The organism is Achromobacter deleyi, from assembly GCF_902859705.1.
In the GTDB taxonomy this organism is placed as follows: domain Bacteria; phylum Pseudomonadota; class Gammaproteobacteria; order Burkholderiales; family Burkholderiaceae_B; genus Achromobacter; species Achromobacter deleyi.
The window spans coordinates 153,435-176,894 of sequence record NZ_CADIJO010000013.1; the positions used below are offsets into that span (position 1 = coordinate 153,435).

General features: G+C 66.8%; 18 protein-coding genes. 11 read left to right on the forward strand and 7 right to left on the reverse strand.

What is annotated here, in order from left to right:
- Window positions 1-275: 275 nt before the first annotated feature.
- The 6 genes from HV798_RS19335 (at window position 276) to HV798_RS19360 (ending at window position 6,750) form a co-directional block, all read left to right on the forward strand.
- On the forward strand, window positions 276-1,475 hold the full coding sequence (locus HV798_RS19335; protein WP_175193099.1) for an ABC transporter substrate-binding protein: 1,200 nt from the start codon (window positions 276-278) through the stop codon (window positions 1,473-1,475).
- Window positions 1,476-1,601: 126 nt separating this feature from the next.
- On the forward strand, window positions 1,602-2,468 hold the full coding sequence (locus HV798_RS19340; protein ID WP_175193098.1) for a branched-chain amino acid ABC transporter permease: 867 nt from the start codon (window positions 1,602-1,604) through the stop codon (window positions 2,466-2,468).
- Window positions 2,469-2,490: 22 nt separating this feature from the next.
- Window positions 2,491-4,272, forward strand: coding sequence for a branched-chain amino acid ABC transporter ATP-binding protein/permease (locus tag HV798_RS19345; RefSeq protein ID WP_175193097.1), 1,782 nt, complete (start codon window positions 2,491-2,493; stop codon window positions 4,270-4,272).
- The gene (locus HV798_RS19350) at window positions 4,265-4,969 is read left to right on the forward strand and encodes an ABC transporter ATP-binding protein (protein ID WP_025140547.1); all 705 of its coding nucleotides are present in this window, start codon (window positions 4,265-4,267) and stop codon (window positions 4,967-4,969) included. The genes HV798_RS19345 and HV798_RS19350 overlap by 8 nt, the downstream gene beginning before the upstream one ends.
- 21 nt (window positions 4,970-4,990) lie before the next feature.
- Window positions 4,991-5,986 (forward strand): NAD(P)H-quinone oxidoreductase, encoded by a 996-nt coding sequence (locus HV798_RS19355; RefSeq protein WP_175193096.1) that lies wholly within the window; start codon window positions 4,991-4,993, stop codon window positions 5,984-5,986.
- Window positions 5,983-6,750: an SDR family oxidoreductase gene (locus HV798_RS19360; protein WP_175193095.1), complete on the forward strand. Its 768-nt coding sequence runs from the start codon at window positions 5,983-5,985 to the stop codon at window positions 6,748-6,750. The genes HV798_RS19355 and HV798_RS19360 overlap by 4 nt, the downstream gene beginning before the upstream one ends.
- A gap of 97 nt (window positions 6,751-6,847) precedes the next feature.
- On the opposite strand, the gene HV798_RS19365 is transcribed toward HV798_RS19360, so the two are convergent.
- Both HV798_RS19365 and HV798_RS19370 read right to left on the reverse strand, forming a co-directional pair.
- Window positions 6,848-9,055, reverse strand: a complete 2,208-nt coding sequence (locus tag HV798_RS19365; RefSeq protein ID WP_175193094.1) for a TonB-dependent receptor — start codon at window positions 9,053-9,055, stop codon at window positions 6,848-6,850.
- A 186-nt stretch (window positions 9,056-9,241) separates the two neighbouring features.
- The gene (locus HV798_RS19370) at window positions 9,242-10,222 is read right to left on the reverse strand and encodes a pirin family protein (RefSeq protein WP_175193093.1); all 981 of its coding nucleotides are present in this window, start codon (window positions 10,220-10,222) and stop codon (window positions 9,242-9,244) included.
- Window positions 10,223-10,343: 121 nt separating this feature from the next.
- On the opposite strand from HV798_RS19370, the gene HV798_RS19375 reads away from it, so the two are divergent.
- Entirely contained in the window at window positions 10,344-11,252 is a 909-nt protein-coding gene (locus tag HV798_RS19375; protein WP_175193092.1) for a LysR substrate-binding domain-containing protein, read from the forward strand.
- Between the two features lie 23 nt (window positions 11,253-11,275).
- On the opposite strand, the gene HV798_RS19380 is transcribed toward HV798_RS19375, so the two are convergent.
- From HV798_RS19380 to HV798_RS19390, 3 genes are all read right to left on the reverse strand, one after another.
- Window positions 11,276-12,259, reverse strand: a complete 984-nt coding sequence (locus tag HV798_RS19380; RefSeq protein WP_425486156.1) for a Bug family tripartite tricarboxylate transporter substrate binding protein — start codon at window positions 12,257-12,259, stop codon at window positions 11,276-11,278.
- A gap of 71 nt (window positions 12,260-12,330) precedes the next feature.
- A complete protein-coding gene (locus tag HV798_RS19385; RefSeq protein WP_175193091.1) occupies window positions 12,331-13,866 on the reverse strand; it encodes an AMP-binding protein in 1,536 nt (511 codons plus the stop codon).
- Window positions 13,863-14,750, reverse strand: coding sequence for an SDR family oxidoreductase (locus HV798_RS19390; RefSeq protein WP_025140539.1), 888 nt, complete (start codon window positions 14,748-14,750; stop codon window positions 13,863-13,865). The genes HV798_RS19385 and HV798_RS19390 overlap by 4 nt, the downstream gene beginning before the upstream one ends.
- Before the next feature lie 118 nt (window positions 14,751-14,868).
- On the opposite strand from HV798_RS19390, the gene HV798_RS19395 reads away from it, so the two are divergent.
- Window positions 14,869-15,798 carry a LysR family transcriptional regulator gene (locus HV798_RS19395; protein WP_175193090.1) on the forward strand — a complete coding sequence of 310 codons (930 nt, stop codon included), beginning with the start codon at window positions 14,869-14,871 and terminating at the stop codon, window positions 15,796-15,798.
- Between the two features lie 314 nt (window positions 15,799-16,112).
- Window positions 16,113-18,818: an aconitate hydratase AcnA gene (gene acnA, locus HV798_RS19400; protein ID WP_025140537.1), complete on the forward strand. Its 2,706-nt coding sequence runs from the start codon at window positions 16,113-16,115 to the stop codon at window positions 18,816-18,818.
- A gap of 115 nt (window positions 18,819-18,933) precedes the next feature.
- Here the strand turns inward: acnA and HV798_RS19405 are convergent, their stop codons facing one another.
- Window positions 18,934-19,899, reverse strand: a complete 966-nt coding sequence (locus tag HV798_RS19405) for an OmpA family protein (RefSeq protein ID WP_175193089.1) — start codon at window positions 19,897-19,899, stop codon at window positions 18,934-18,936.
- Between the two features lie 174 nt (window positions 19,900-20,073).
- The gene (locus tag HV798_RS19410; RefSeq protein ID WP_025140535.1) at window positions 20,074-20,847 is read right to left on the reverse strand and encodes a DODA-type extradiol aromatic ring-opening family dioxygenase; all 774 of its coding nucleotides are present in this window, start codon (window positions 20,845-20,847) and stop codon (window positions 20,074-20,076) included.
- Between the two features lie 256 nt (window positions 20,848-21,103).
- On the opposite strand from HV798_RS19410, the gene HV798_RS19415 reads away from it, so the two are divergent.
- Together HV798_RS19415 and earP are read left to right on the forward strand one after the other, a co-directional pair.
- Entirely contained in the window at window positions 21,104-22,306 is a 1,203-nt protein-coding gene (locus tag HV798_RS19415; RefSeq protein WP_175193088.1) for a DUF2863 family protein, read from the forward strand.
- 9 nt (window positions 22,307-22,315) lie between these two features.
- Window positions 22,316-23,431: an elongation factor P maturation arginine rhamnosyltransferase EarP gene (earP, locus tag HV798_RS19420; protein ID WP_175193087.1), complete on the forward strand. Its 1,116-nt coding sequence runs from the start codon at window positions 22,316-22,318 to the stop codon at window positions 23,429-23,431.
- The last annotated feature ends 29 nt before the right edge of the window (window positions 23,432-23,460 follow it).

A 23,460-nucleotide genomic window follows, 5' to 3' on the forward strand; every position in this document is an offset into this window, starting at 1 on the left:
GATCAAAACGGCCAGTTTCTTGCCGGAGGAATTGTCGGGAAGTGGTCCCATAAGCCTCGTCCGAAGGGTGGAATTTACGCCTCCCCATAGGAGCCAATTGCCCGCAAACGCTTTATTCATGCGGCTTGAGGGAAATCCCCGATTCAGCCTTGCAAGTCCGGCACTAGAATCCAGGACGAGGTTCCCACCCCCCGCCGGCACATATATCATATATTTAAAAAGACGGACGCAGCAGCAGACAGTCCGCATCCCATACCAACAAAGGAGCGTAGACAGTGTTCAAGTTCAATAAATTCGCCATCGCGCTGGGCCTGTGCGGCGTCGTGGTCAGCGGCACCGCAGCGGCCGACATGAAAGTAGGCGCCCTCTTCCCGTTCAGCGGCGCCCTGGCGCTGCTGGGCCAGGAGAGCTATCGCGGCCTGGAACTGGCCGTCAATGAAATCAATGCCGCCGGCGGGATCAACGGCGAGAAAATCCAGATCATCAAGGCCGACGCCGTCGACCCCACCCAGGCCGTGTCCGAGACCAAGCGCCTGATCTCGTCCAACGTGGTCGGCGTGTTCGGCAGCTACGCCTCGGGCGTCTCGTATGCCGCCTCGCCCGTCACCGAACTGGCCGGCGTGCCCTACTTCGAACTGGGCGCCACCGCCCACAAGATCACCACGCGCGGCTACAAGTACCTGTTCCGCAGCAACCCCAACACCGCGCTGTACGGCGTGTCGGTGGTGAACGCGCTGCACGAGACCATCGCGCCCGGCATGGGCCTGAACCCCAAGGACATCAAGATCGGCATCATCCACGAAGACGGGCCTTACGGCACCGACGTGGCCGCCACCGAGAAAAAGCGTGCCCAGGAACTGGGCTACACCGTGGCCGAAGTGCTGCCCTACTCCGCCAAGACGGTCGACCTGTCGTCGCTGATCCTGCGCCTGAAGGGCGCCAAGGTCGACGTCGTGCTGCAGACCGCCTACCAGAACGACGCCATCCTGTTCTTCAGCCAGGCGCGCGCCGCGGGCTTCAAGCCCAAGGTCGTGATCGGCGCGGGCGGTGGCTATTCGCTGGCCGACACCGCCAAGGCCGTGGGCGCCGACATGAACGGCGTGTTCGACCTGGACTTCCCGCAATCGTCCATCAACCCGGCCGGCGCGCCCGGCCTGGACAAGTTCCTGGAAGCCTACAAGTCCACCTACAAGAGCGATCCGCAATCCGGCCACAGCCTGACCAACTACGTCGGCGCCAAGGCCTTCTTCGAAGCCATCGCCGCGGCCAAGTCCACCGACAAGGACAAGATCCGCGCCGCCGTGCTGGCCTACAAGAAGCCCGCCGGCCAGACCGCCAACGGCTGGGCCTTCGACTTCGGCGAAGACGGCCAGAACAATGCATCCACGTTCTACGTGATGCAGTGGCAGGACGGCAAGCTGGTCACCATCGCCCCGAGCAACCTCGCGCTGGGCAAGCCTGTCTTCAAGAAATAACAAGCACGACAACTTGCCAGCAACCAGGCGCTCGGGGGCGCCTGGCGTAACACCGGGGCCAGCAGGCCCCGGCCCGGCCGGCGCGGCCGCCGGGCCGGGGCGCTCCCCTTTCCAAGAGGTTGCACCATGGATATCTTCATTCAACTGGTCATCAACGGCCTGTTGCTGGGCGGCGCATACACCATCATCAGCCTGGGGCTGACGCTGATCTTCGGCGTCGTGCGCGTCGTGAACTTCGCCCACGGCGAATTCCTGATGATCGGCATGTACCTGGTCTATCTGATCGCCGCGCAGTTCGGCGTGCATCCGTACATCGGCCTGGTGCCGGTGGCGGTCATCCTGTTCGCGCTGGGCGCGCTGACGCAGAAGGGCATCATCCAGCCGCTGCTTAACGCCGACCAGCACATCCAGATCTTTGCCACGGTGGGCGTGTCCACCATCCTGCTGAACCTGGCCCTGGTGATCTTCGGCGCCAATGTCTACCGTGCGCCGGTCGAGCTGGGCACCAACGCCATCGACGTGGGCGCCTATTCCATGGTGACGGGCCAGCTCATCACCTTCGTGGTGGGCATCAGCCTGGCCGTGCTGCTGCACCTGTTCATGCACCGCACCTACCTGGGCCGCGCGCTGCGCGCGGTGGCGCAGCACCGCTACGCCGCCACGTTGATGGGCGTGAACGTCAACAACGTATATGCCATTGCCTTCGGCCTGGGCACCGCCTTCGTCGGTATCGCGGCCGGCCTGCTGGCGCCGCAGTACCCCGTGTTCCCGACGGTGGGCACCTACTTCGTGCTGACCGCCTTCGTGATCGTGGTGCTGGGCGGCCTGGGCAGCCTGTACGGCGCGGTGGCCGGGTCCATGATCATCGGCATCGTCGATACGCTGGCCGGCTACTACATCGCCCCCGACCTGAAAGAGGTCGTCTATTTCGGGATCTTCCTCTTGATCCTTGTCCTGCGACCGACCGGCCTGTTCGGCGTCGGCACAGAGTGATCAGAGCCACAAGGAGCGAGACGTGTTTCCCGACTTTCGAAGCCCCAAAGCCTACGTCAGCCTTATCCTGCTGATCGTCATGTTCATCGTGCCCGTCGTCCTGGGCACGCCCTTCTGGACCAACCTGTTCGTCCTGCTGTTCGTCTTTTCCGCCCTGTCGGTGGCCTGGAACATCGTCGGCGGCTACGCCGGCCAACTGTCGCTGGGTCACGCGGTGTTCTACGGCATCGGCGGCTACACCGCCACGCTGCTGACGCAGAACTTCGGCATCTCGCCCTGGTTCGGCATGCTGGCGGGCGCGGCCATTTCCGCGGCCGTGGCCATCCTGATCAGCTACCCCACGCTGCGGCTGCGCGGGCCATTCTTCGCGCTGGCCACCATCGCCATCCTGGAAGTGGTGCGGCTGCTGGTCATCCACGAAGAAAGCTGGACCGGCGGCTCCAGCGGCATCAGCCTGCCGCTGAACATCGGCTGGGCCTGGATCGTGTTCCGCGAAAAGATCAACTACGTGATCATCGCGTTCGGCCTGTTCCTGGTGGTGACCTGGGTGTCGTGGTACATCCGCAAATCGCGCATCGGCCACTACCTGATCGCCATCCGCGAACGCGAAGATGCGGCGCTGGCGGTGGGCATTCCCACCGTGCGCGTGAAGATCATCGCCGCGGTGGTCTCGGCCATGCTGACCAGCGTGATCGGCACCTTCCACATCACCTACCTGACCTTCGTCGACCCCAGCTCCGCGTTCTCGCTGGAATTGTCGATCCAGGTCGCCATGTTCGCCCTGATCGGCGGCCTGGGCACGGTGGCCGGCCCCATCGCCGGCACCTTCCTGGTGCTGCCGATTGCTGAACTGGCGCGCGGCTGGCTGTCCAGCGTGGGCAACGGCATGCACGGGCTGATCTACGGCCTGATCCTGGTGGCGGTGGTGCTGACCATTCCGCGCGGCCTGGCCGGCGCCTTCGGCCCGGCCATCGAACGCGCGCTGGCGCGGCTGCCCTACCTGGGCACGCCGCGGGCCAAACGCAAGCTGAACGAGCCGGCCCGGCTGCACGATGCCGTGCGCAATGACCAGCCCGTGCTCAAGGCCGACAAGCTGTTCAAGAGCTTCGGCGGTCTGCGCGCCACCAACGACGTGTCGCTGACGCTGAACCAGCACGAGATCCTGGGCATGATCGGCCCCAACGGCGCCGGCAAGACCACGGTGTTCAACCTGCTGTCCGGCTTTCTGTCGCCGGACAAGGGCGCGGTGTCGATGCGCGATGCGCAGGGCAACTGGGTCGCCTGCAGCACGCCGGACGAGTTCGCGCACCAGGGCCTGGGGCGCACCTTCCAGATCGCCAAGCCGTTCACGGGCCTGACGGTGCTGGAAAACATCATGCTGGGCGCCTTCATCCGCACCGCTGACCGCGAGGAGGCCGAACAGATCGCCCTGAAGGTGGCCGAGGAAACCGACCTGCTCAAGTACCTGAACACCGAAGCCCGCAGCCTGACGGTGGGCGGCATGAAGCGGCTGGAGATCGCCCGCGCCCTGGCCATCCGGCCGCGCATCCTGCTGCTGGACGAAGTGATGGCGGGCCTGAATCCCACCGACATCGAGAAGTCCATCCAGATGATCCGCCGCATCCGCGACTCGGGCGTGTCGGTGCTGCTGATCGAACACATGATGCAGGCCACCATGGCGCTGTCTGACCGCATCATCGTGCTGAACGAAGGCGCGGTGCTGGTCAGCGGGGCGCCCAGGGACGTGGTCGAGAACCCCGCCGTCATCGAGGCCTATTTGGGCAAGGAGTACCAGGATGCTTAAGGTTTCGGATCTTTCGTCGGGCTACGGCAAGAGCCAGGTGCTCAACGGCCTGAACTTCGAGGTGCGTGCCGGCGAGATCGTCACGCTGATCGGCGCCAACGGCGCCGGCAAGACCACCACGCTCAAGACCCTGTGCGGCGTCATCGGCGCCACCACGGGCCGCGTGGAATTCGAAGGCCAGGACCTGACCAACCGCCCGCCCTTCGACATCGTCGACGCGGGCATCACCATGATTCCCGAAGGCCGCCAGCTGTTTCCGCACTTCACCGTGAAAGACAACCTGCTGATGGGCTCGTACAAACGCGCCGCCCGCCCCATCGTGCAGCGCAAGCTGGAAGAAGTGCTGCAGATCTTTCCGCGCGTGCGCGAACGCCTGGGCCAGTATGCCGGCTCGCTGTCGGGCGGCGAGCAGCAGATGGTGGCCATTGCGCGCGGCATGATGGCCGACCCCAAGCTGCTGGTGTTCGACGAGCCCTCGCTGGGCCTGTCGCCGCTGCTGGTGCAGCAGATGTTCGACATCATCCGCGACGTCACCGCGCACGGCGTGACCGTGCTGCTGGTCGAGCAGAACGTATTCCGCACCCTGCGCCTGGCCGACCGCGGCTACGTGCTGGAAAACGGCGCCATCGTGCGCACCGGCACCGGCGCCGAGCTGCTGGCCGACCCCCACGTCAAGAAGGCCTACCTGGGCCACTGATTCTTCAAGGACCTGTCCTTTATGTCTTTACGCTGCACATTCATCGACCACGGCAAGGGCGGCCCGCCCGACTGCCTGCGCCCGGCCGAACGCGACATGGAATCGCCCACCGGCCGCCAGGTGCTGATCGAAGTCGCCTACGCCGGGGTCAACCGCCCCGACGTGCTGCAACGCTCCGGCTCGTACCCGCCCCCGCCCGGCGCGTCGCCCTACCTGGGCCTGGAAGTGTCGGGCACCATCATCGCCGTGGGCCCCCAGGCCACGCGCTGGAAGGTAGGCGACAAGGTCTGCGCGCTGACGCCCGGCGGCGGCTACGCCCAATACTGCCTGGCCGACGAACGCCACTGCCTGCCGGTGCCGCGCGGCCTGGACCTGCTGGCGGCCGCCGCCATTCCCGAAAACTATTTCACGGTCTGGACCAACGTGTTCGATCGCGCCCGCCTTGCGGCCGGCGAGAAATTCCTGGTGCACGGCGGCTCCAGCGGCATCGGTCTCACGGCCATCCAGCTGGCACGCGCCTTTGGCGCCGAGGTCTGGACCACCGTCGGCAACGCTGAAAAAGCCCAGGCCTGCCTGGCGGCCGGCGCGCACCACGCCCTGAACTACCGCAATACCGACTTCGAAGCCGACGTTCGTGAAGCCACGCAGGGTGCCGGCGTCGACGTCATCCTGGATATGGTGGGCGGCCGCTACATCAACAAGAACATCCGCCTGCTGGCCGTGAATGGCCGCCTGGTGCAGATCGCCTTCCTGGAAGGCAGCAAGGCCGAGATCGACGCCCTGCCCATCATGACCAAGCGGCTGTCGTTCACCGGGTCCACCCTGCGTCCAAGGTCCGACGAGGACAAGGGCGCCATTGCCCAGTCGCTGGCCGACAAGGTGCTGCCGCTGATGGAACAAGGCCAGTGCCTGCCGCGCATCCACGCCGTGTTCCCGCTGGCGCGCGCCAACGAGGCCCACGCTCTGATGGAAAGCAGCGCACACATCGGCAAGATCATGCTGCAGGTGCAGGCATGAGCGCGCGCTTCACCGATCAGGTCGTCATCGTCACCGGCGCCGTGGGCGGCATCGGCTCGGCCATCGTCGAAGGCTTTCTGGCCGAAGGCGCGAAGGTCGGGCTGATCGACTTCAATGCCCAGACCGGCCAGGCCTACGAACAAGCGCTCAAGCAACGCGGCCACGCGGTGGCCTTCGTGCCGGCCGACGTCGCCCATTTCGAGCAATGCCAGGCGGCGTATGACCGCATCACCCGCGAGCTGGGGCCGGCCACCATCCTGGTCAACAACGTGGGCATCTCGCCCAAGACCGACGGCCGCGCGCTGAAGGTCTGGGAAATGACGCCCGGCGAATGGGACAAGGTGGTGGCGGTCAACCTGAACAGCGTCTTCTACATGACGCACCTGGCCGCGCCGCACATGGTCAAGCAGCGCCAGGGGCGCGTCATCAACATGTCGTCGGTGGCCGGCAAGGCTTACTGCGACATCGTCGCCGCGCACTATGCCGCCACCAAGGCGGCGCTGCTGGGCCTGACGCGCCACTGGGCCGCGGAACTGGGCGAATACGACGTCACCGTCAACGGCCTGGCCCCGGGGCGCATCAGCACGCCGCTGCTCAAGAGCGTGCCCAAGGAAATCAATGACGCCGTGGCCGACGTCACCGCCCTGCGCCGCCTGGGCACGCCGGAAGAAGTGGCCGATGCCTGCCTCTTTTTCGCATCCGACCAGGCGCGCTTCGTGACCGGGCAGGTGCTGGATGTGGCAGGTGGCTGGTTGATGACGTAGAACGGAAAAGCCCTGCTGGTTCATTGAACCACCAGGGCTTTTCTGTCTTGCCGGTCCGCCTCAGGCAGACCGGCGATCCGGTGCAGACCAGGACCGATCAGAAGTCCATGCTGGCGCTCAGCGAGAACGTGCGCGGGCCGCCCAGCACCAGGTAGCCGTTGCCGGGGTAGCCGCCCACCGACGACCAGTAATTGCGGTTGGCGATGTTGTCGACCCGGGCGCGCAGCGTCACCACATGGCCGTCCACGTCCATCATGTAGCGCAGGCCGGCGTCGAAACGCGTCCAGCCGGGCACCTTGAGCGTGTTGGCATCATCCGCATAGGACGCGCCGGTGTACACCACGCGGCCGTCCACGGCCAGGCCCTGCACGCCGGGAATGTCCCACTCTGCGCCCAGGTTGGCCTGGAAGCGCGGCACGCCGATCACGCGGTTGCCGTCGATGGCCGTGTTGCCGGTGGAACGCTGCTTGGCATCCAGGAAGGTCAGGCCGCCCAGCACGCGCACGGTCTTGATCGGTTCGCCGAACACGGTCAGCTCCACGCCCTGGTGGCGGTCTTTGCCGGAGGCCGTGAACTTGTTCGACGCATCGTAGGAAGCGCGCGGCTTGTCGGTCGAGAACAGCGCCAGGCCCGCGCCCAGGCCGTCGCCGTCGTACTTGACGCCGATTTCCTTCTGCTTGGAAACGTACGGCGCCAGGCTTTCGCCCTGGTTGGGCACGGGCTTGCCGTTGGCGACGCTGGGCGCTGTATCGCCAGCCACCAGCGCCTCGATGTAATTGGCATACAGCGACACGCTGGGCGCTACCTTGAACACGAGGCCCGCGGCCGGCGAATTGCGGCTCTGATCGTAGGCGCCGTTTTCCTTGCCGGTGTTGTAGGCATAGCTGCGCGAGGACAGGCGCTGATGGCGGATGCCCAGGGTCAGCAGCACCTTGTCGTCCAGGAACGACAGGGTGTCGCCAAACGCGTAGCTGCTGGTGCGCGTGCGGCCTTGCAGCGCCGGATCATCGATATCGTTGCCGCGCAGCGCGCCCGCGCTGAACGCAGGCTGCGAATACGACTGCGGGTCGTAGATATTGGTCGGGAACGTATTGGCGTAGTCCATGATGTAGGCGTTCTTTTTCTTCAGGTCGAAGAAAGACGCCGACACCACGAATTCATGCCCCACCGGGCCGGTGCGCACCTTGGCGCGCAGCCCGACTTCACCCGTATTGACGCTGTCCTTGCGGGTGTTGTCAAAGCGGTAGAAATTGCCCGCGCCCGTGGACGCGTTGGTCAACGTGACGTTGCCCAGCGAATTCGCTTCGTCGCTGCGGCGCATGCCAAAAGCCGCCCAGCCGGTCAGCTTGTCGCTGAAATCGTGCTCGGCCCGCACCGTGCCGAACCAGTCGCGTTCATTGGAATACGACCAGGGCTGCGCATAGTTCGAGCTGGCATCGGGCGGCGCCGGCACATGGTCCTTCAGGCCCACCACGCTGATGTTCGGCCGCGCGCGCTTGAGCTTGTTTTCCTGAAAGCCGATGTCGGCCGACAGGCGCGTATCGGCCGAACGCCAATCCAGGCCCAGCGACACCAGGCTGGTGCGGGAATGTTCGTCGTCGATGGCCGTGTCGCCGCTGCGCTGGGCCGCATTGATGCGGATGCCGGTGCTGTCGTCCGGGCCGAAACGGCGCGCGATGTCGGTGGACACCTGGAACTGGCCGCCGCTGGACACGCCGGTGGTGATGCGGGTCAGCGGATCGTTCGGCGCGCGCTTGGGCACCAGGTTGATCACGCCGCCAATGCCGCCGCCGTTGGGCGCCGCGCCCGTCAGGAAGGCGGTCGCGCCGCGCAGCACTTCCACGCGTTCGAACAGTTCGGTGGCGATGTACTGGCGCGGCAGCAGGCTGTACAGGCCGTTGTAGGCCACGTCGTCCGAACTCAGGATGAAGCCGCGGATGAAATACGATTCCTGGAAGTTGCCGAAGCCGCGTGCCACGCGCACGCCCGCGTCGTTCTGCAGCACGTCGCCGACGCTGCGCGCCTGCTTGTCCTGGATCAGCTCATTGGTATAGCTGGTGACGCTGAACGGGGTGCTCATGATGTCTTGCGTGCCCAGCACGCCGATCCGGCCGCCGCGCGCCACCTGCCCGCCCGCATAAGGCTGGGCCAGGCCGCCGGCCGAGGCGTCGGCGCTGGCCTCCACCTTGATCGCTTCCATCGACACGACCGGGCTGTTGGCGTCGGCGGCGGGCGCGGCGGATTGGGCATGGGCGACGGTGTACGGCAAGGCCGCAACCACGCACGCAAGAGTTCGTAGTTTCATATGGGGATATCAATAGGCGGGCGCTTCGCAAGAAGCAGGGAATCGCAAGTGCGAGCTAGATTCTAGATAAAAAGGAATCATTCTCATTGCGTCCCTTATATAGAAATCACCAATTGTTGCAGCCGCACAACGGCCGCAGACCGGATTTCCGCTTTCTATTCAGTAACTTGTCAGACCCGCCCGCGCTCAGCCCCGTACGCTTGCCTCTTGGCGAAGCTGGCCGAATTCCCCCGCTTCGTAGGCGGCCATCGCCTGCGACAGCGCACGCGAATTCGACATCACGAAGGGGCCGCGCTGTATCACCGGCTCGTTGATGTCCCGGCCCGCCACCAGCACGAAGTGCGCCGGCGCGCTGCCCGCGATCAGCAACAGCATGCCGTCGCTGTCCGCCGAGGCGGCCAAGGCCGCCCCCGCGGGCAGGATGGCGAAGTCGGGGTCGACCACGCTCTTGATGGCCGCCGCCGGCCGCTTGCTGCCCGTGGCGGGCAACGCCCGCGAACCGCTCGACGCAGGCGGCGTGGGCGCACCCGGCGCGACAGGCGTGGTCTGGTGCCGCGCGCGCACGCCCAGTTCGCCCTGCACCGCATACAGCCAGGCATTCCAGCCCGCCGGCAGCGGCACCAGGCGCGAGGCGCCCGGCCGCAGCCAGCCGTCCAGCACCAGCAAGGGCTCGGGAGTGGCCAGCGGCGCGTCCCAACCGCCGTAGCTGCCCGAGGCCACGCGCACCCGGCCCGCGTCGTTCTGGATCACCGGCATTTCCCAGGCGCGCAGCAGCGAGGTGTCCGGCGCCAGCGATTTCAGCTTTTCGGGCAGGTTCACGAACATCTGCAGGCCGTTCAGGCGAGCCTCGCCCACCGGCTGCTGCGTGTGCACGATGCCGCGGCCCGCCAACGTCCAGTGCAGGTCGCCGGCACGGATTTCGTGGTCGTTGTGCACGCTGTCGCGGCTGCGCATGGCGCCGCGCGTGTCTTCCAGCAGCAGGGTCACCGCCGACATGCCGGCATGGGGATGCGGCGCGAATGTCGGGCCGGTCATGACGAAGTGGTCCACCAGCACCAGGGGCGACATGCCCTGCGGGAAATCGGTGTAGCGGAATTGGCGGATGGAACAGGCGTCGCCCACAGGTTCAAACGAGGGGGTGACGGGAGGGCTGAGACGGAGGGTCAAGGATGTGCTGCCTGGTTTTATTACCTGGCGCCAAGCTTATGGGTTCTGCCCTGCGCACAGTAGAGTCGGATTTCAGGAATAATTGTCCTGTTAAGCAGGACAATCCTTCGCGTAAACCCCCATGAACACCTACATCCATCACCTCGACGATCTTCTGCTTTTCAGCGAGGTGGTGGAGAAAGGCGGCTTTTCCGCCGCGGCCCGCGTGCTGAACATGCAGCGCTCGAAACTGAGCCGGCGCGTGGCCGAACTGGAGGCGCGCCTGGGCATGCGGCTGCTTCAGCGCAACACCCGCCGGGTATCGCTCACCCCCATGGGCGAACAGATCTACGTGCATGCCCTGGCCATGGCGCGCGAGGCCCGCAGCGCCTTCGACCTGGCCGCCTCGATGGGCGACACGCCCAGCGGCCTGCTGCGCATGACCGCACCGTCGGCGTTGGCGGTGACCCTGGTGGGGGACCTGGTGGCGCGCTTTTGCCTGAAGCATCCGGGCGTGCGGGTGCTGCTCGATACCCGTGACCAGATCATCGACCTGGTGGGCGAAGGCTACGACCTGGCCTTTCGGGCCCAGGGCGCGTCGCTGACGGATTCGCGGCTGGTCGCGCGCGAACTGGCGCCGGTGCCGTTGATCCTGGTATGCGCCCCCGGCGTGGCCCTGGCCGCGCCGCGGCACCCGCGCGACCTGAACACCTTGCCCTTGCTCGCCCACGCCACGCAAGACAGCCCGCAAAGCTGGCACTTCGTCGGCCCGGCTGGCGAAGCCGAATCGGTCGAATACCTGCCGCGCTGCCTGAGCAGCAACCTGGCGGCGCTGCGCGAAATGGCGCGCGCCGGCCTGGGCGTGGCGCTCTTGCCGCATTACCTGTGCACCGGGGCGCTGGCCAAGGGCGACCTGGTGCAGATCCTGCCCGCCTGGCAGACGGCGCCGGCCCGCATCTACGCGGTCATGCCTGCCCGCCGCGGGGCGCCGCTGGCGCTGCGGCGCTTCCTGGAATTCGCGGTGGCGGAACTGCCGGCGCTGTTGGCCTGACGCAGCGCCACGCGGACCCGCCGTCAATCCAGCTTGATGTGGTTGGCCTGGATCACGGCGCCCCAGCGCTCGCGGTCTTCGGCCACGTAGGCATCGATCTCGGCCTGGCCGCGCGGCGCCTGGATCACCAGCCCCTGCACCTGGAAACGGTCGCGAAAGTCGGGCTGTCGCATCACCGCCGCCACGGCCTCTTGCAGGCGGGCGGCTTCGGCCGTCGGCGTGGCCTTGGGCACGGCCAGGCCGAACCACGTGGCCGCGCGAAACCCCGGAAAGCCGCTTTCGGCCACCGTGGGCACGTCCGGCAGCACGGGCAGGCGTTCGCTGGTGGTCACCGCCAGCGCCTTGATCTTCTTGTCGCGCACCAGCGGCAGCGACGTGCTGATGACGTCGACCATCAACTGCGTGTCGTTGCTCATCAGGGAACTGAGCGCAGGCGCGCTGCCGTTGTACGGAATGTGCGCGGCGTCGATGCCGGTGCGCGACTTCAACAATTCCGTGGCCAGTTGCAAGGGGTTGCCGATGCCGACCGATGCATAGTTCAGCTTGCCCGGCCGGGCGCGCGCGTAGTCGACGAATTGCGCCAGCGTGGCGGCCGGCACGTCGTTGTTGGCCACCACCACCAGCGGCAATTCCGCCACCACCGACAGCACCCGGAAATCGCGCGCGGCGTCGTACGAGATCTTTTGGTAGAGCATGGGGTTGAGCACCATGCTGGCGTTGCTGGCCAGGAACACGGTGTAGCCGTCGGGTTGGGCCCGCGCCACCTGGGTGGCGGCGATCATGGTGTTGGCGCCCGGCTTGTTTTCCACCACCACAGGCTGCGCCAGTTCCTGCGAGAGCCTTTCGGCCAGCACCCGCGCCAACTGGTCGGCCGACCCGCCCGGCGTATACGGCACCACCAGCTTGACCGGGTGGTCCGGAAACGCCGCCAACGCGGTCGACGTGCCGGCGGCGCACAGCAACAAGGCAGCCGCGCAGCGGCCGAACGCGTGAATCATCCTCGACATGGTTGTCTCCCCAGTGTCATTGTTCGATGCGCAATATGGGCTTGCGCTTGTGGTGATGCATGGGCCGCGCGCTACACCTTCCTTTCCTGGCCGGCCCAGAATGTGTCGCGCAGGCGGCGCTTGGCGATCTTGCCGTTGTCGTCGCGCGGCAAGGCCGCCTGCAGGCGCAGTTCGCGCGGCACCTTGAACCGCGCGATGCGCCCCGCCAGCCACTGCAATGCGTCTTCGGGCCGCACGTGGGCATCGGCCGCAGGCTGCACCAGCGCCAGCAGGCGTTCGCCGAACTCGTCGTCGGGCACGCCGAACACCGCGCAATCGGCCACGCCCGGGTACTGCATCAGGTGGTGTTCGATTTCGGCGGGGTAGATGTTCACGCCGCCCGAAATGACCAGGTCGGATTCCCGGTCGCACACGAACAGATAGCCGTCTTCGTCCACGTAGCCCAGGTCGCCCAGGCCGATCAGCCCGTCGAGTTCGACGCGGCGGCGGGCCTCGGGGTGGTTGCGGTAGGTGAAATCGGCATAGGCCGGCTGGCGCACGAAAATGCGGCCGACCTGCCCCGGGGCGCACGCGGCGCCGTCGTCGCCGACGATGCGCACCTGCGCGCCGCCGATGGGCCGGCCGGCGCTGCCGGGCCGCGCCAGGGCCTCTTGCGAGCCGATGGCGGTCACCATGCCGGCCTCGCTGGACGCGTAGGTTTCATGGATGACGGGCCCCAGCCAATCGATCATGGCGCGCTTGAGCGCCGGTGCGCACGGCGCGCCGGTGGATGCCACGAAGCGCAGCGACGACAGGTCGAACGACGCGCGCACTGCCGGGTCCAGTTTCAAGAGGCGCACATACATGATGGGCACCAGGTAGATCGTGTCGATGCGGTGCCGTTCGATCAGACGCAGCACGTCGACGGGATCGAAGCGCGGCGTCACCACCAGGGTGTCGCAGACCCGCAGCGCCACCTGCGCGAAAACGCTGGGCGCGCTGTGGTAGATGGGCGCGGGCAGCAGCGCCCGGCAACCGGCGCGCAAACCGTAGGCCTGTTCGACCACGGCTTCGACGGCCGCCAGGCGCTGCGGCAGTTGATCCAGCGGAAACGGTTCGCGCACGACGCCCTTGGGGCGCCCGGTGGTGCCCGACGTATAGGCCATGTGGCCACGCGGGGCCACCACGGGGCCGTCGTAGGGCGCATGCGCGTCGCGCCAGCCGGCGTAGTCGTCGGCAGCGCCCGCCGCCCCCACCCGCAGGGCGGGCAGGTCAGCGGGCAACGCGCCCTGCACCGCCGGCCACAGGTCGGCTTCGGCGATCAGCAGCCGGGCGCCGCTGTCGGTCACCAGAAAGGCCACCTCGGAAGGCGTGTAGTGCCAGTTGATGGGGCAGTAATAGCAGCCCAGGCGCTTGCAGGCCTGGATGATTTCCAGGTAGGGCATGCCGTTGCGCAGCAGCACCGCCACCACGTCGCCTTCGCCCACGCCCCTCGCCGCCAGCCCGGCCGCGACCTGTTCGCCGCGCAGCGCCAGCGTGGCGCGGTCCAGCACGCAATCGCCGACGATGATCTGCCCGGCGCCCAAGGATGCGGTGGGCGCCGTGGCGCGATGATCCGACGCCCTCATGCCCGGCCCGCCGAACGCTGCGCCTTGTCTTCGGCATTGCGCGCCTCGATGGCGGCGCGGGCCGCGGCCCAGTCGTCGTCGGTCCATTCGAAGTACTGCTTGAAGTACGCGCCGTTGGCCAGGTAGTCGCCGCCGTCCAACGCGATGGTCTGGCCATTGATCCAGTCGTTGCCCGGCGCCAGCAGGAAGGCGGCGAGTTCGCCGATGTCCTGGTCCTGGCCCAGGCGCTGCATGGGGTTCTGCTTGACCAGGGCGTCGGTGCCGGTGTCGTTGGGCCGCAGCCGGGCCGACGCGCCCTCGGTGGGAATGACGCCAGGCGCAATGGCGTTCAGGCGGATGCCGCGACGCCCCCATTCCACCGCCAGCGATTTGGTCATGGCGTCGATGCCGGCCTTGGACATGGCCGACGGCACCACGAAAGGCGAGCCGGTCCAGACCCAGGTGACCACGATGGACACCACCGCCCCCGAGGCGCCCGTGGCGATCCAGCGCTTGCCCACGGCCTGCGTCATGTAGAACGTGCCGCGAAAGACCGTATCGGCGATGGCGTTGAAGCCGCGCTCGGACAGCTTTTCGGTGGGGCTGATGAAGTTGCCGGCGGCATTGTTGACCAGGGCATCCAGCCCGCCGTGGTCGGCCCAGATGCCGGCCACCATGGCGTCCACCGCGCTGGCGTCGCGGATATCCACCGCATGGGCATGGGCCTGGCCGCCGAAATCGCGCCGCAGCGCCTCGGCCGCCTGCTCCAGCACCGCCAGGCGGCGGCCGCAGAGATGCACCGTGGCGCCCAGCGCCGCCAACTGCCGGGCCATGGCGTAGCCCAGCCCGGTGCCGCCGCCGGTGACGAGGATGCGCTGGCCCTGGTACAGGTCGGCGCGGAACATGGTTTGCCGCATGGGGTGTCTCCTTGTGTTTGATTTGAGAATATCAATGGCCTTGTTCCGCGACAATGCCTTGATATGACTAAACTATGTTTCCTGACAGGCAACAATGAGGCAAGCCATGGCCGCCCTGCCCGCCCTGGACCTGAACCTGATCCAGCTGTTCGTGACCATCGTGGAAGCCGGCACGCTGAGTGAAGCCGCGCTGCGCCAGGGCGTGACGCGTTCGCACGTGAGCCGCAACCTGCAGAAGCTGGAACGCGCCTTTGGCGCCCAGTTGATCCGGCGCACCACCCGCCGACTGGAATTGACCCACGAAGGCACGGTGCTGTACGAACACGGCGCCCGCATGGCGCGCGAGGTCGAATCGGCCCGCCACGCCCTGCAGAAGCTGGGCACCGAGCCCACCGGCCACGTACGCCTGAGCCTGCCTACCGGCCTGGGCGAACTGGAAGCCTTGCGCCCGCTGCTGGTGCGCTTTGCGCTGGACCATCCCAGTCTAAGCCTGCGGGTGCTGTTTTCGAACCGGGTGAGCGACCTCATTTCGTCCGAAATCGACGTGGCGCTGCGGGTCATCTCGACCCCACCCCAAGATTACGTGGCACGCGAACTGGGCCGCATCAAGTGGCACCTGTGCGCGGCGCCCGACTACCTGGCGCGGCTGGGCGCCCCCGCGCACCCGCGCGACCTGGGCCGGCTGGACTTCCTGGCCCCGCCCGGCCCCAAGCCCCAGGTGACGCTGCGGCTGCACCGCAAGGGCCAGGTCTATGACACCAAGCTGGCGCCCCGCCTGCAATCCGAATACTTCCCCTTCCTGGCCCAGGCCGCCCGCGACGGCGCCGGGGTGGCACTGCTGCCGGCCTACATCGTGCAGCCCGACCTGCGGGCCGGACGGCTGGCCCCGGTCCTGCAGGCCTACCAGGCCGAAGGGCCGGGCGACAAGCTCTATATCCTGACCTCGCCCACCCCCTACCCGTCCACGGCCCAGCGCGCCCTGGTGGACTTCCTGAAAACAGAACTGGAACCCCTGCTGCGCGATTTCCTGGCCTGACCCCGCCCCGCCATGCACTTGTAGGACTTCTTTGTTAAAAAAAGGGGGACTTGCAGGGATGGCGCGCCTGCTCCAAAGTAGCGCTTTGGGCATGCAGCCCTGGGCAGGCGCCAGATCCTTGGGCGCCCCAGGCCGGACCCCGGATTGCCGGGCATGGCCAGGACCAGACGCCGCCAAGGAACTTTGACGTGCCCTTCAAGTCTTATATAAGATATAAGACACAAGCCAGACCGCGCCGCTGTCGCCTACAATGACAAACGCGTCGAAACGCCTGAAAATGCCGGCTTTACGCGGGCGAAACCACGGAGTCCATCATGCCGCACAACACCCTAGACACACTCAAGAATTTCAAGATCGGCAACAAGTCCTGTCAGTACTATTCGCTGCCGGCGCTGGGCAAGTCCCTGGGCATCGATGTGCAGCGTCTGCCGGTCTCCATTCGCATCGTGCTGGAATCGGTGCTGCGCAACTGCGACGGCAAGAAGGTCACGGAAGAACACGTGCGCCAATTGGCCGCCTGGCAGGCCAACGCCAAGCGCGAAGACGAAATTCCCTTCGTGGTCGCCCGGGTGGTGCTGCAGGACTTCACCGGTGTGCCGCTGCTGGCCGACATCGCCGCCATGCGCTCGGTGGCCGACAAGATGGGCAAGAGCCCCAAGAGCATCGAGCCCCTGGTGCCGGTCGACCTGGTCGTCGACCACTCGGTCATGATCGACTACTTCGGCACCAAGAATGCGCTGGACCTGAACATGAAGCTGGAATTCAAGCGCAACCAAGAGCGCTACCAGTTCATGAAGTGGGGCATGCAGGCCTTTGACACCTTCGGCGTGGTGCCCCCGGGCTTCGGCATCGTCCACCAGGTGAACCTGGAATACCTGGCGCGCGGCGTGCACCAGGACAAGAAGAACAACGTCTACTACCCCGACTCGCTGGTCGGCACCGACAGCCACACCACCATGATCAACGGCATCGGCGTGGTCGGCTGGGGCGTGGGCGGCATCGAAGCCGAAGCCGGCATGCTGGGCCAGCCGGTGTACTTCCTGACCCCCGACGTGGTCGGCGTGGAACTCAAGGGCAAGCTGCGCGGCGGCGTCACCGCCACCGACCTGGTCCTGACCATCACCGAAATGCTGCGCCGTGAAAAAGTGGTCGGCAAGTTCGTGGAATTCTGTGGCGAAGGCACGGCCAGCCTGTCGGTGGCCGAACGCGCCACCATCGGCAACATGGCCCCCGAATACGGCGCCACCATGGGCTTTTTCCCGGTCGACGGCCGCACCATCGACTACTTCCGCGGCACCGGCCGCACCGAAGACGAAATCGCCGCGTTCGAAGCCTACTTCAAGGCCCAGAACATGTTCGGCGTGCCCGCCGCCAAGGACATCAACTTCACCAAGCTGCTGACGCTGGACCTGTCCACCGTCGCCCCGTCGCTGGCCGGCCCCAAGCGCCCGCAAGACCGCATCGAGATCGGCAACGTCAAGAACACGTTCATCGACCTGTTCTCCAAGCCGGTGGCCGAAAACGGCTTCAACCAGCCCGCCGACAAGCTGCAGCAGACCTTCACCACCAGCACGGGCACCAAGGTCAAGAACGGCGATATCCTCATTGCCGCCATCACCTCGTGCACCAACACGTCCAACCCCAGCGTGCTGCTGGCCGCCGGCCTACTGGCCAAGAAGGCCGTCGAAGCCGGCCTGAAGGTGCCCAAGCACATCAAGACCTCGCTGGCCCCTGGCTCGCGCGTGGTCACCGAATACCTGACCAAGACGGGCCTGCTGCCCTACCTGGAAAAGCTGGGCTTCGACGTGGCCGCCTACGGCTGCACCACCTGCATCGGCAACGCCGGCGACCTGACGCCCGACCTGAACGACGTCATCACCAGCAACGACCTGATCTGCTCGGCCGTGCTGTCCGGCAACCGCAACTTCGAAGCGCGCATCCACCCGAACATCAAGGCCAACTTCCTGGCCTCGCCTCCGCTGGTGGTGGCCTACGCCCTGGCCGGCACGGTCACGCGCGACCTGATGACCGAACCCGTCGGCCGTGGCAAGAACGGCGACATCTGGCTGGGCGACATCTGGCCCACCACCGAAGAAGTCGAAGCGCTGCTCAAGTACGCCCTGGACCCCAAGGCGTTCGAGGCCAACTACGGCCAGGTCAAGAGCAACCCGGGCAAACTCTGGGAAAACATCAAGGGCGTCAACGGCGACACCTACAACTGGCCTGATTCCACCTACATCGCCGAACCGCCGTTCTTCGATGGCTTCGGCATGACCCCGGGCGCGATGCCCACCGTCAAGAACGCCCGCGCGCTGGGCGTGTTCGGCGACTCGGTTACCACCGACCACATCTCGCCGGCCGGCTCCATCAAGGAAACCTCGCCCGCAGGCAAGTGGCTCAAGGAAAACGGCGTCATGAAGGCCGATTTCAACAGCTACGGCTCGCGCCGCGGCAACCATGAAATCATGATGCGTGGCACCTTCGCCAACGTGCGCATCAAGAACCTCATGATTCCCGCGCTGCCCGACGGCAGCCGCTTCGAAGGCGGCGAAACGCTGTTCCAGCCCAGCGGCGAACAGATGTCGATCTACGACGCGGCCATGAAGTACGTCGCGGCCGGCACGCCCACCGTGGTGTTCGGCGGCGAAGAATACGGCACCGGCTCGTCGCGCGACTGGGCGGCCAAGGGCACGCAGTTGCTGGGCGTGAAGGCCGTGATCACCCGCAGCTTCGAACGCATCCACCGCAGCAACCTGGTCGGCATGGGCGTGCTGCCCCTGCAGTTCAAGGGCGGCGACAGCGTGCAGTCGCTGGGCATCACCGGCGAAGAGACCTACGACATCTCGGGCCTGGAAAACGGCATCAAGCCGATGATGGACGTGACGCTGACCATCACCCGCAAGGATGGCTCCAAGCAGGACGTCACCGTGCTGCTGCGCATCGACACCCCGATCGAAGTCGACTACTACCAGCACGGCGGCATCCTGCCCTTCGTGCTGCGCCAGCTGCTGGCCGCTTAAGCGCCCGCACACGCACCCGGCAGGCAAGACAAAGCCCCTGGAACCGCAAGGTTCCAGGGGCTTTTTTCATGGCTTGTGTACGCCCGCCGGCGCGAGGTTCAGGCCATGCGGCGCACTACTGGCTGACCAGCTCGACGCGGCGATTCTTGGCGCGACCGGCCTCGGCGTCGTTGGCCGCCACCGGCGCCAGCGAGGCCACGCCGCGCGGCGACAGGCGCGCGGCGGCAATCTTGTAGTCAGCCTCCAGCGCCTTGACCACGGCGTCCGCGCGTTTTTGCGACAGATCCAGGTTGCGCGCCAGCGTGCCCTGGTTGTCGGTGTGGCCCACCACGTAGACCTTCAGGTTGGGGTTGGCCTTGAGCAGCTTGCCCATTTCGTCCAGCGCAGCCTTGGATTCCGGCTTGACCTCGGCCTTGTCGGTATCGAAGTACACGCCGTAGACGGCCACTCGGCCCGATTCGGCCAGCGACTTCTGCATGGCGGCCATGTCCAGCACCTGGACCTGCCCGGTCTGCATGGGTTTGGTCTCGACCACCTGCACGTAGACCGGCGTGATCTGGTTGGCGCTGTCTTCCATCACGTCCAGGAACACATACAGGTCGCCCGACGGCGCTTCTTTCTTGGCCAGCGCCACGTAGTACTTGCCGCCGAACGCGGCATCGCCCTTCCCGGGCGGGCTGACCTTGCCGCCGTTGATGACGAACGACTGGAAGTCGCTGCCGCATTGGTCGTCGCCCTTGCACTCGAATACGGTCTTGAAGCCGCCCGACTGCAACGCGCCCTGGTAGTTGCGGTACACCTCAAGCGCCGACTTGCCGCCGCTGATGCGATACGAAATGCGCGTGACCTTGCCCTCCAGTTGCAACCCCTTGGCGGCCGATTCCTGGGCGATCGGCTGGTTGGGCATGAAGGCTTCGTCGTAGTCCTTGCGTTCGTAGGCGCGGATCTCGGCGCCCTTGAAACGCGTCAGCGCAGGATGGTCGCTCGACCCCGGCACGTCTTCGGCCCAGGCGGGCTGCAAGGCGCCCAGGCACAGGGCGGCGATGGCCAGGCATGCGGATGCCACGATAGGCGCTTTCACGATCTTTATCTCCCCGCCGGCGGCGCCGGCATGCGTCCAACACAAGGAAACGCCCGCGAGCGCGGGCGGCAGCCATTATGCATAGTCGCAGAGTCGTTTCCAACCTGCGGGGCGTAACAAGGCGTAGAGGCGCCGAGCCGCTGCGCCACTCAGCGGCTGGGCGCACGCCACGCCCTAGTCGAACGCGTAGGCATCCATCGCCAGCGCGCCGTACGAGATCTCGTCGGTCAGCCGCGTGGCCTGTGCACCGCCCGCCCCCAGCGCCACGTACAGCGGCATCAGGTGGTCGTCGTGCGGATGCGCCTGCGACGCGCCCGGCGCCTGCGCCTGCCAGTCCAGCAGCGCCGGCACGTCGTGGGTGGCCAGGTGGCGCGCGTACCAGTCCTGGAATGCCGGCACATACGGCACTGGCGGCGCGTCCTGCGGCATGCGCACGTGGCGCAGGTTATGCGTCAGCGAACCCGATCCGATGATCAGGATGTCTTCGTCGCGCAGCGGCGCCAGGGCGCGGCCCAGCTCGAACTGCGCCGCCGCGTCGCGCCCCATGTCCAGCGACAGCTGTACCACCGGCACGTCGACCTCGGGATACAGATAGCGCAGCGGCACCCAGGCGCCGTGATCCAGCGGCCGGCGCGGATCGCGGTCGGCGGCGATGCCGGACTCGGCCAGCAGGCTTTGCACCCGCGCGGCCAGTTCCGGCGACCCGGGCGCGGCGTATTGCAGCGTGTAGAGCTCGGGCGGAAATCCGCCGAAATCGTGCCAGGCCACCTGCTGGTCGCGGGTGGACAGGGCCAGGCCCTGGCCCATCCAGTGCGGCGAAACCACCAGGATGCCGCGCGGTTTGCGGCCCTGGGCTTGGCTCCAGGCGGCCAGCGCGGGGCCGGTCAAACCGGGCTCCACGGCCAGCATGGGGGAACCATGGGAAACGAAAAGCGTAGGCCAGCGCATGGCGGTGACTCCAGGAAATCATGTCGATGGAAAGATTGTCGGCCGATTCCGTTCGGCAATAAACCCCCGCCAAAGGGATAATCTGTTGCCCGAACAGCATCAATTCGGCACACACCGGTCAGGCGGCGACGGTGGTGAAGGTCCTGCCGCCGCGCCCGCCTGGCCGGCTGCCGGCCTTGCCGCGCGCCCCTGCTGCCCGCGACCGTGGCGGGCGTTAAACTACGTCGTTACACACTTACTGGACGCCCCCGAAGTTATGGCCCGATCCCGCAGCCAATCCGCTCCCCGCATGAACCGCGATGCCACCCGTCTGGTCACCCTTGCCCAGTCGCTCAACCGCTCGGGCAGCCGCGTTGAAGACGTGTTCTGGGAGAACCAGCTTGGCGAAGCGATTCCGAAGCTGCTCAAGGCAGGCCAGGACGCCCCGCTGGAGGCCGCCCTGGACCATCTCGCCCAAAGCGACGTGGGCGCCTACGAAGTCCTGATCGAACAGGCCGAAACCCTGTCCGAATCGATGAAGATCGAGAAAAACGGCGTGCGCTACGACGTGCTGCTGATCGTTGCGCCCATCGTGGCCTGGACCCGCTACGCCATTCCCACCGGCGCCGTGTCCGCCAGCGCCCAGCAGGCGCTGCTGGCCCAGCTGCACGGTCACGTGCTGTCCAGCCAGGCCCGCACGGCGCTAATGCCGTGGCTGGTCAGCGTCGACCAGATGCCGCGCACCTTCTCCGAAACCTGGCAGTGGCTGCAACGCCTGGGTTCGCAAGCCCTCGGCGCCGAAACCACCAAGCCCACGCTGAACACCGAAGCCGAAACCGCCAACATGCTGGCCGACACGCGCTACATCGTGGCGGCAGTGGCGGTGCCGGAATTCGCGCCCGTCTTCCGCTGGCAGGAACAGATCGGCGAGGCCGACGCCAGCCGCGACGCCTGCCAGGAGCAATGGGCCGCCCAGGCCCAGCCCACGCTGGCCGCCTTGCTGCCGGGCTGCGGCTTTGAATCGCTGCTGCCCGACGCCTACTACGTCAGCAACCGCGAAGCCGACCGTCGCGTCCGGCCGCTGTCGCTGCGCGCCGCCATCAGCTGGCTCGAAGGCGCGGTCAGCCTCGAAGCCTCGCAACTGCGCGCGGTGGTGGCCGGCTGCGGTGAAAACCGCGTGGACGAATACCGCATCAGCTTCACGGCGCGCAACAGCAACGACGTCTACTACGGCTGCGTCTGGCCGCTGTACGGCCGCGAAGAAGACCTGCCCGGCGACGAAGGCCAGCCCGACGTGGTCGACGAAATCGCGGCCCTGCTCAAGGAATATGGCGTGAACGACGTGCGCCGCATTCCGGGCGTGCTGCCGCCGGAATACTGCGAAGACTGCGGCGCGCCCTACTTCCCCAACCCCCTGGGCGAACTGGTGCACGCCGAACTGCCCGAAGACGCCGAAGCGGCCCCCGCCAAGTTCCACTGATCGACGGCCATGCAAGCGGACATCTTCTGCCGGGTCGTCGACAACTACGGCGACATCGGCGTCTGCTGGCGGCTGGCGCGCCGCCTCGCGCACGGCTGCGGCTGGGACGTCCGCCTGTGGGTCGACGACCTGGCCAGCTTTGCCCGCATCCAGCCCGGCATTGCCGCCGACCAGGCACGCCAGGCCTGCCAGGGCATCGACATCGTGCATTGGTCCGACACGCCCGACCCCACGTTGGCGGCCCGCGACGTGGTGATCGAGGCCTTTGCCTGTGATCCCCCGGCCGGGTTCCTGGACAGCATGCGGCGCACCCATCCGGTCTGGATCAATCTGGAATATCTCAGCGCCGAAGCCTGGGTCGAGAGCTGCCACGGCTTGCCATCGCAGCGGCCCGACGGCCTGGTGAAGCATTTCTTCTTTCCCGGATTCACGCCCGCCACCGGCGGCCTGCTGCGCGAGCCCGCCCTGTCGGCCGAACGCAACGCTTTCCAGGCCGATCCCGGCGCGCAGGACGCCTTTCTGCGCAGCCTGGGCGTGTCGGACGCGCTGCTGTCGCAGCGGCGCACAGGCGCCCGTACGGTGTCCCTGTTTTGCTACCCCAGCGCCCCGCTGGACGGCCTGGTCCAGGCCCTGGCCGACGATCCCGTTCCCACCCTGCTGCTGGCGCCCCAGGGCGTGGCGCCCGGCCTGGAAGCCGCCAGCGCACGACCCGGCGGCCCGGCCGTGGCGCGGCTGCCCTTCGTCGCCCAGCCCGACTACGACCGCGTGCTGTGGTGCGCCGACCTGAATTTCGTGCGCGGCGAAGATTCCTTCGTGCGCGCCGCCTGGGCCGCCCGCCCGCTGGTCTGGCAGATCTACCCCCAGGAAGAAAACATTCACCTGGAAAAGCTCGAGGCCTGGCTGGCGCGCTATCCGGCCCCGGAAACCGCCGCAGCACTGATCCGCGCCTGGAATCTGCCCGCCAACCCCGAAGCCACGGCCCGCGCCCTGGCCGACGCCCTGGCGCCCGCCACTTGGCCGGCCTGGACGCAAAGCGCCCGCGACTGGGACCTCGCGCAGGCCGCCCTGCCGGACCTGGCGGAAAATCTGGCTGGTTTTTGCGCAGAGTTAGCCAAGAAACGTTAGAATAGAGAGTTTTCTGAGTCGCCCAGGAA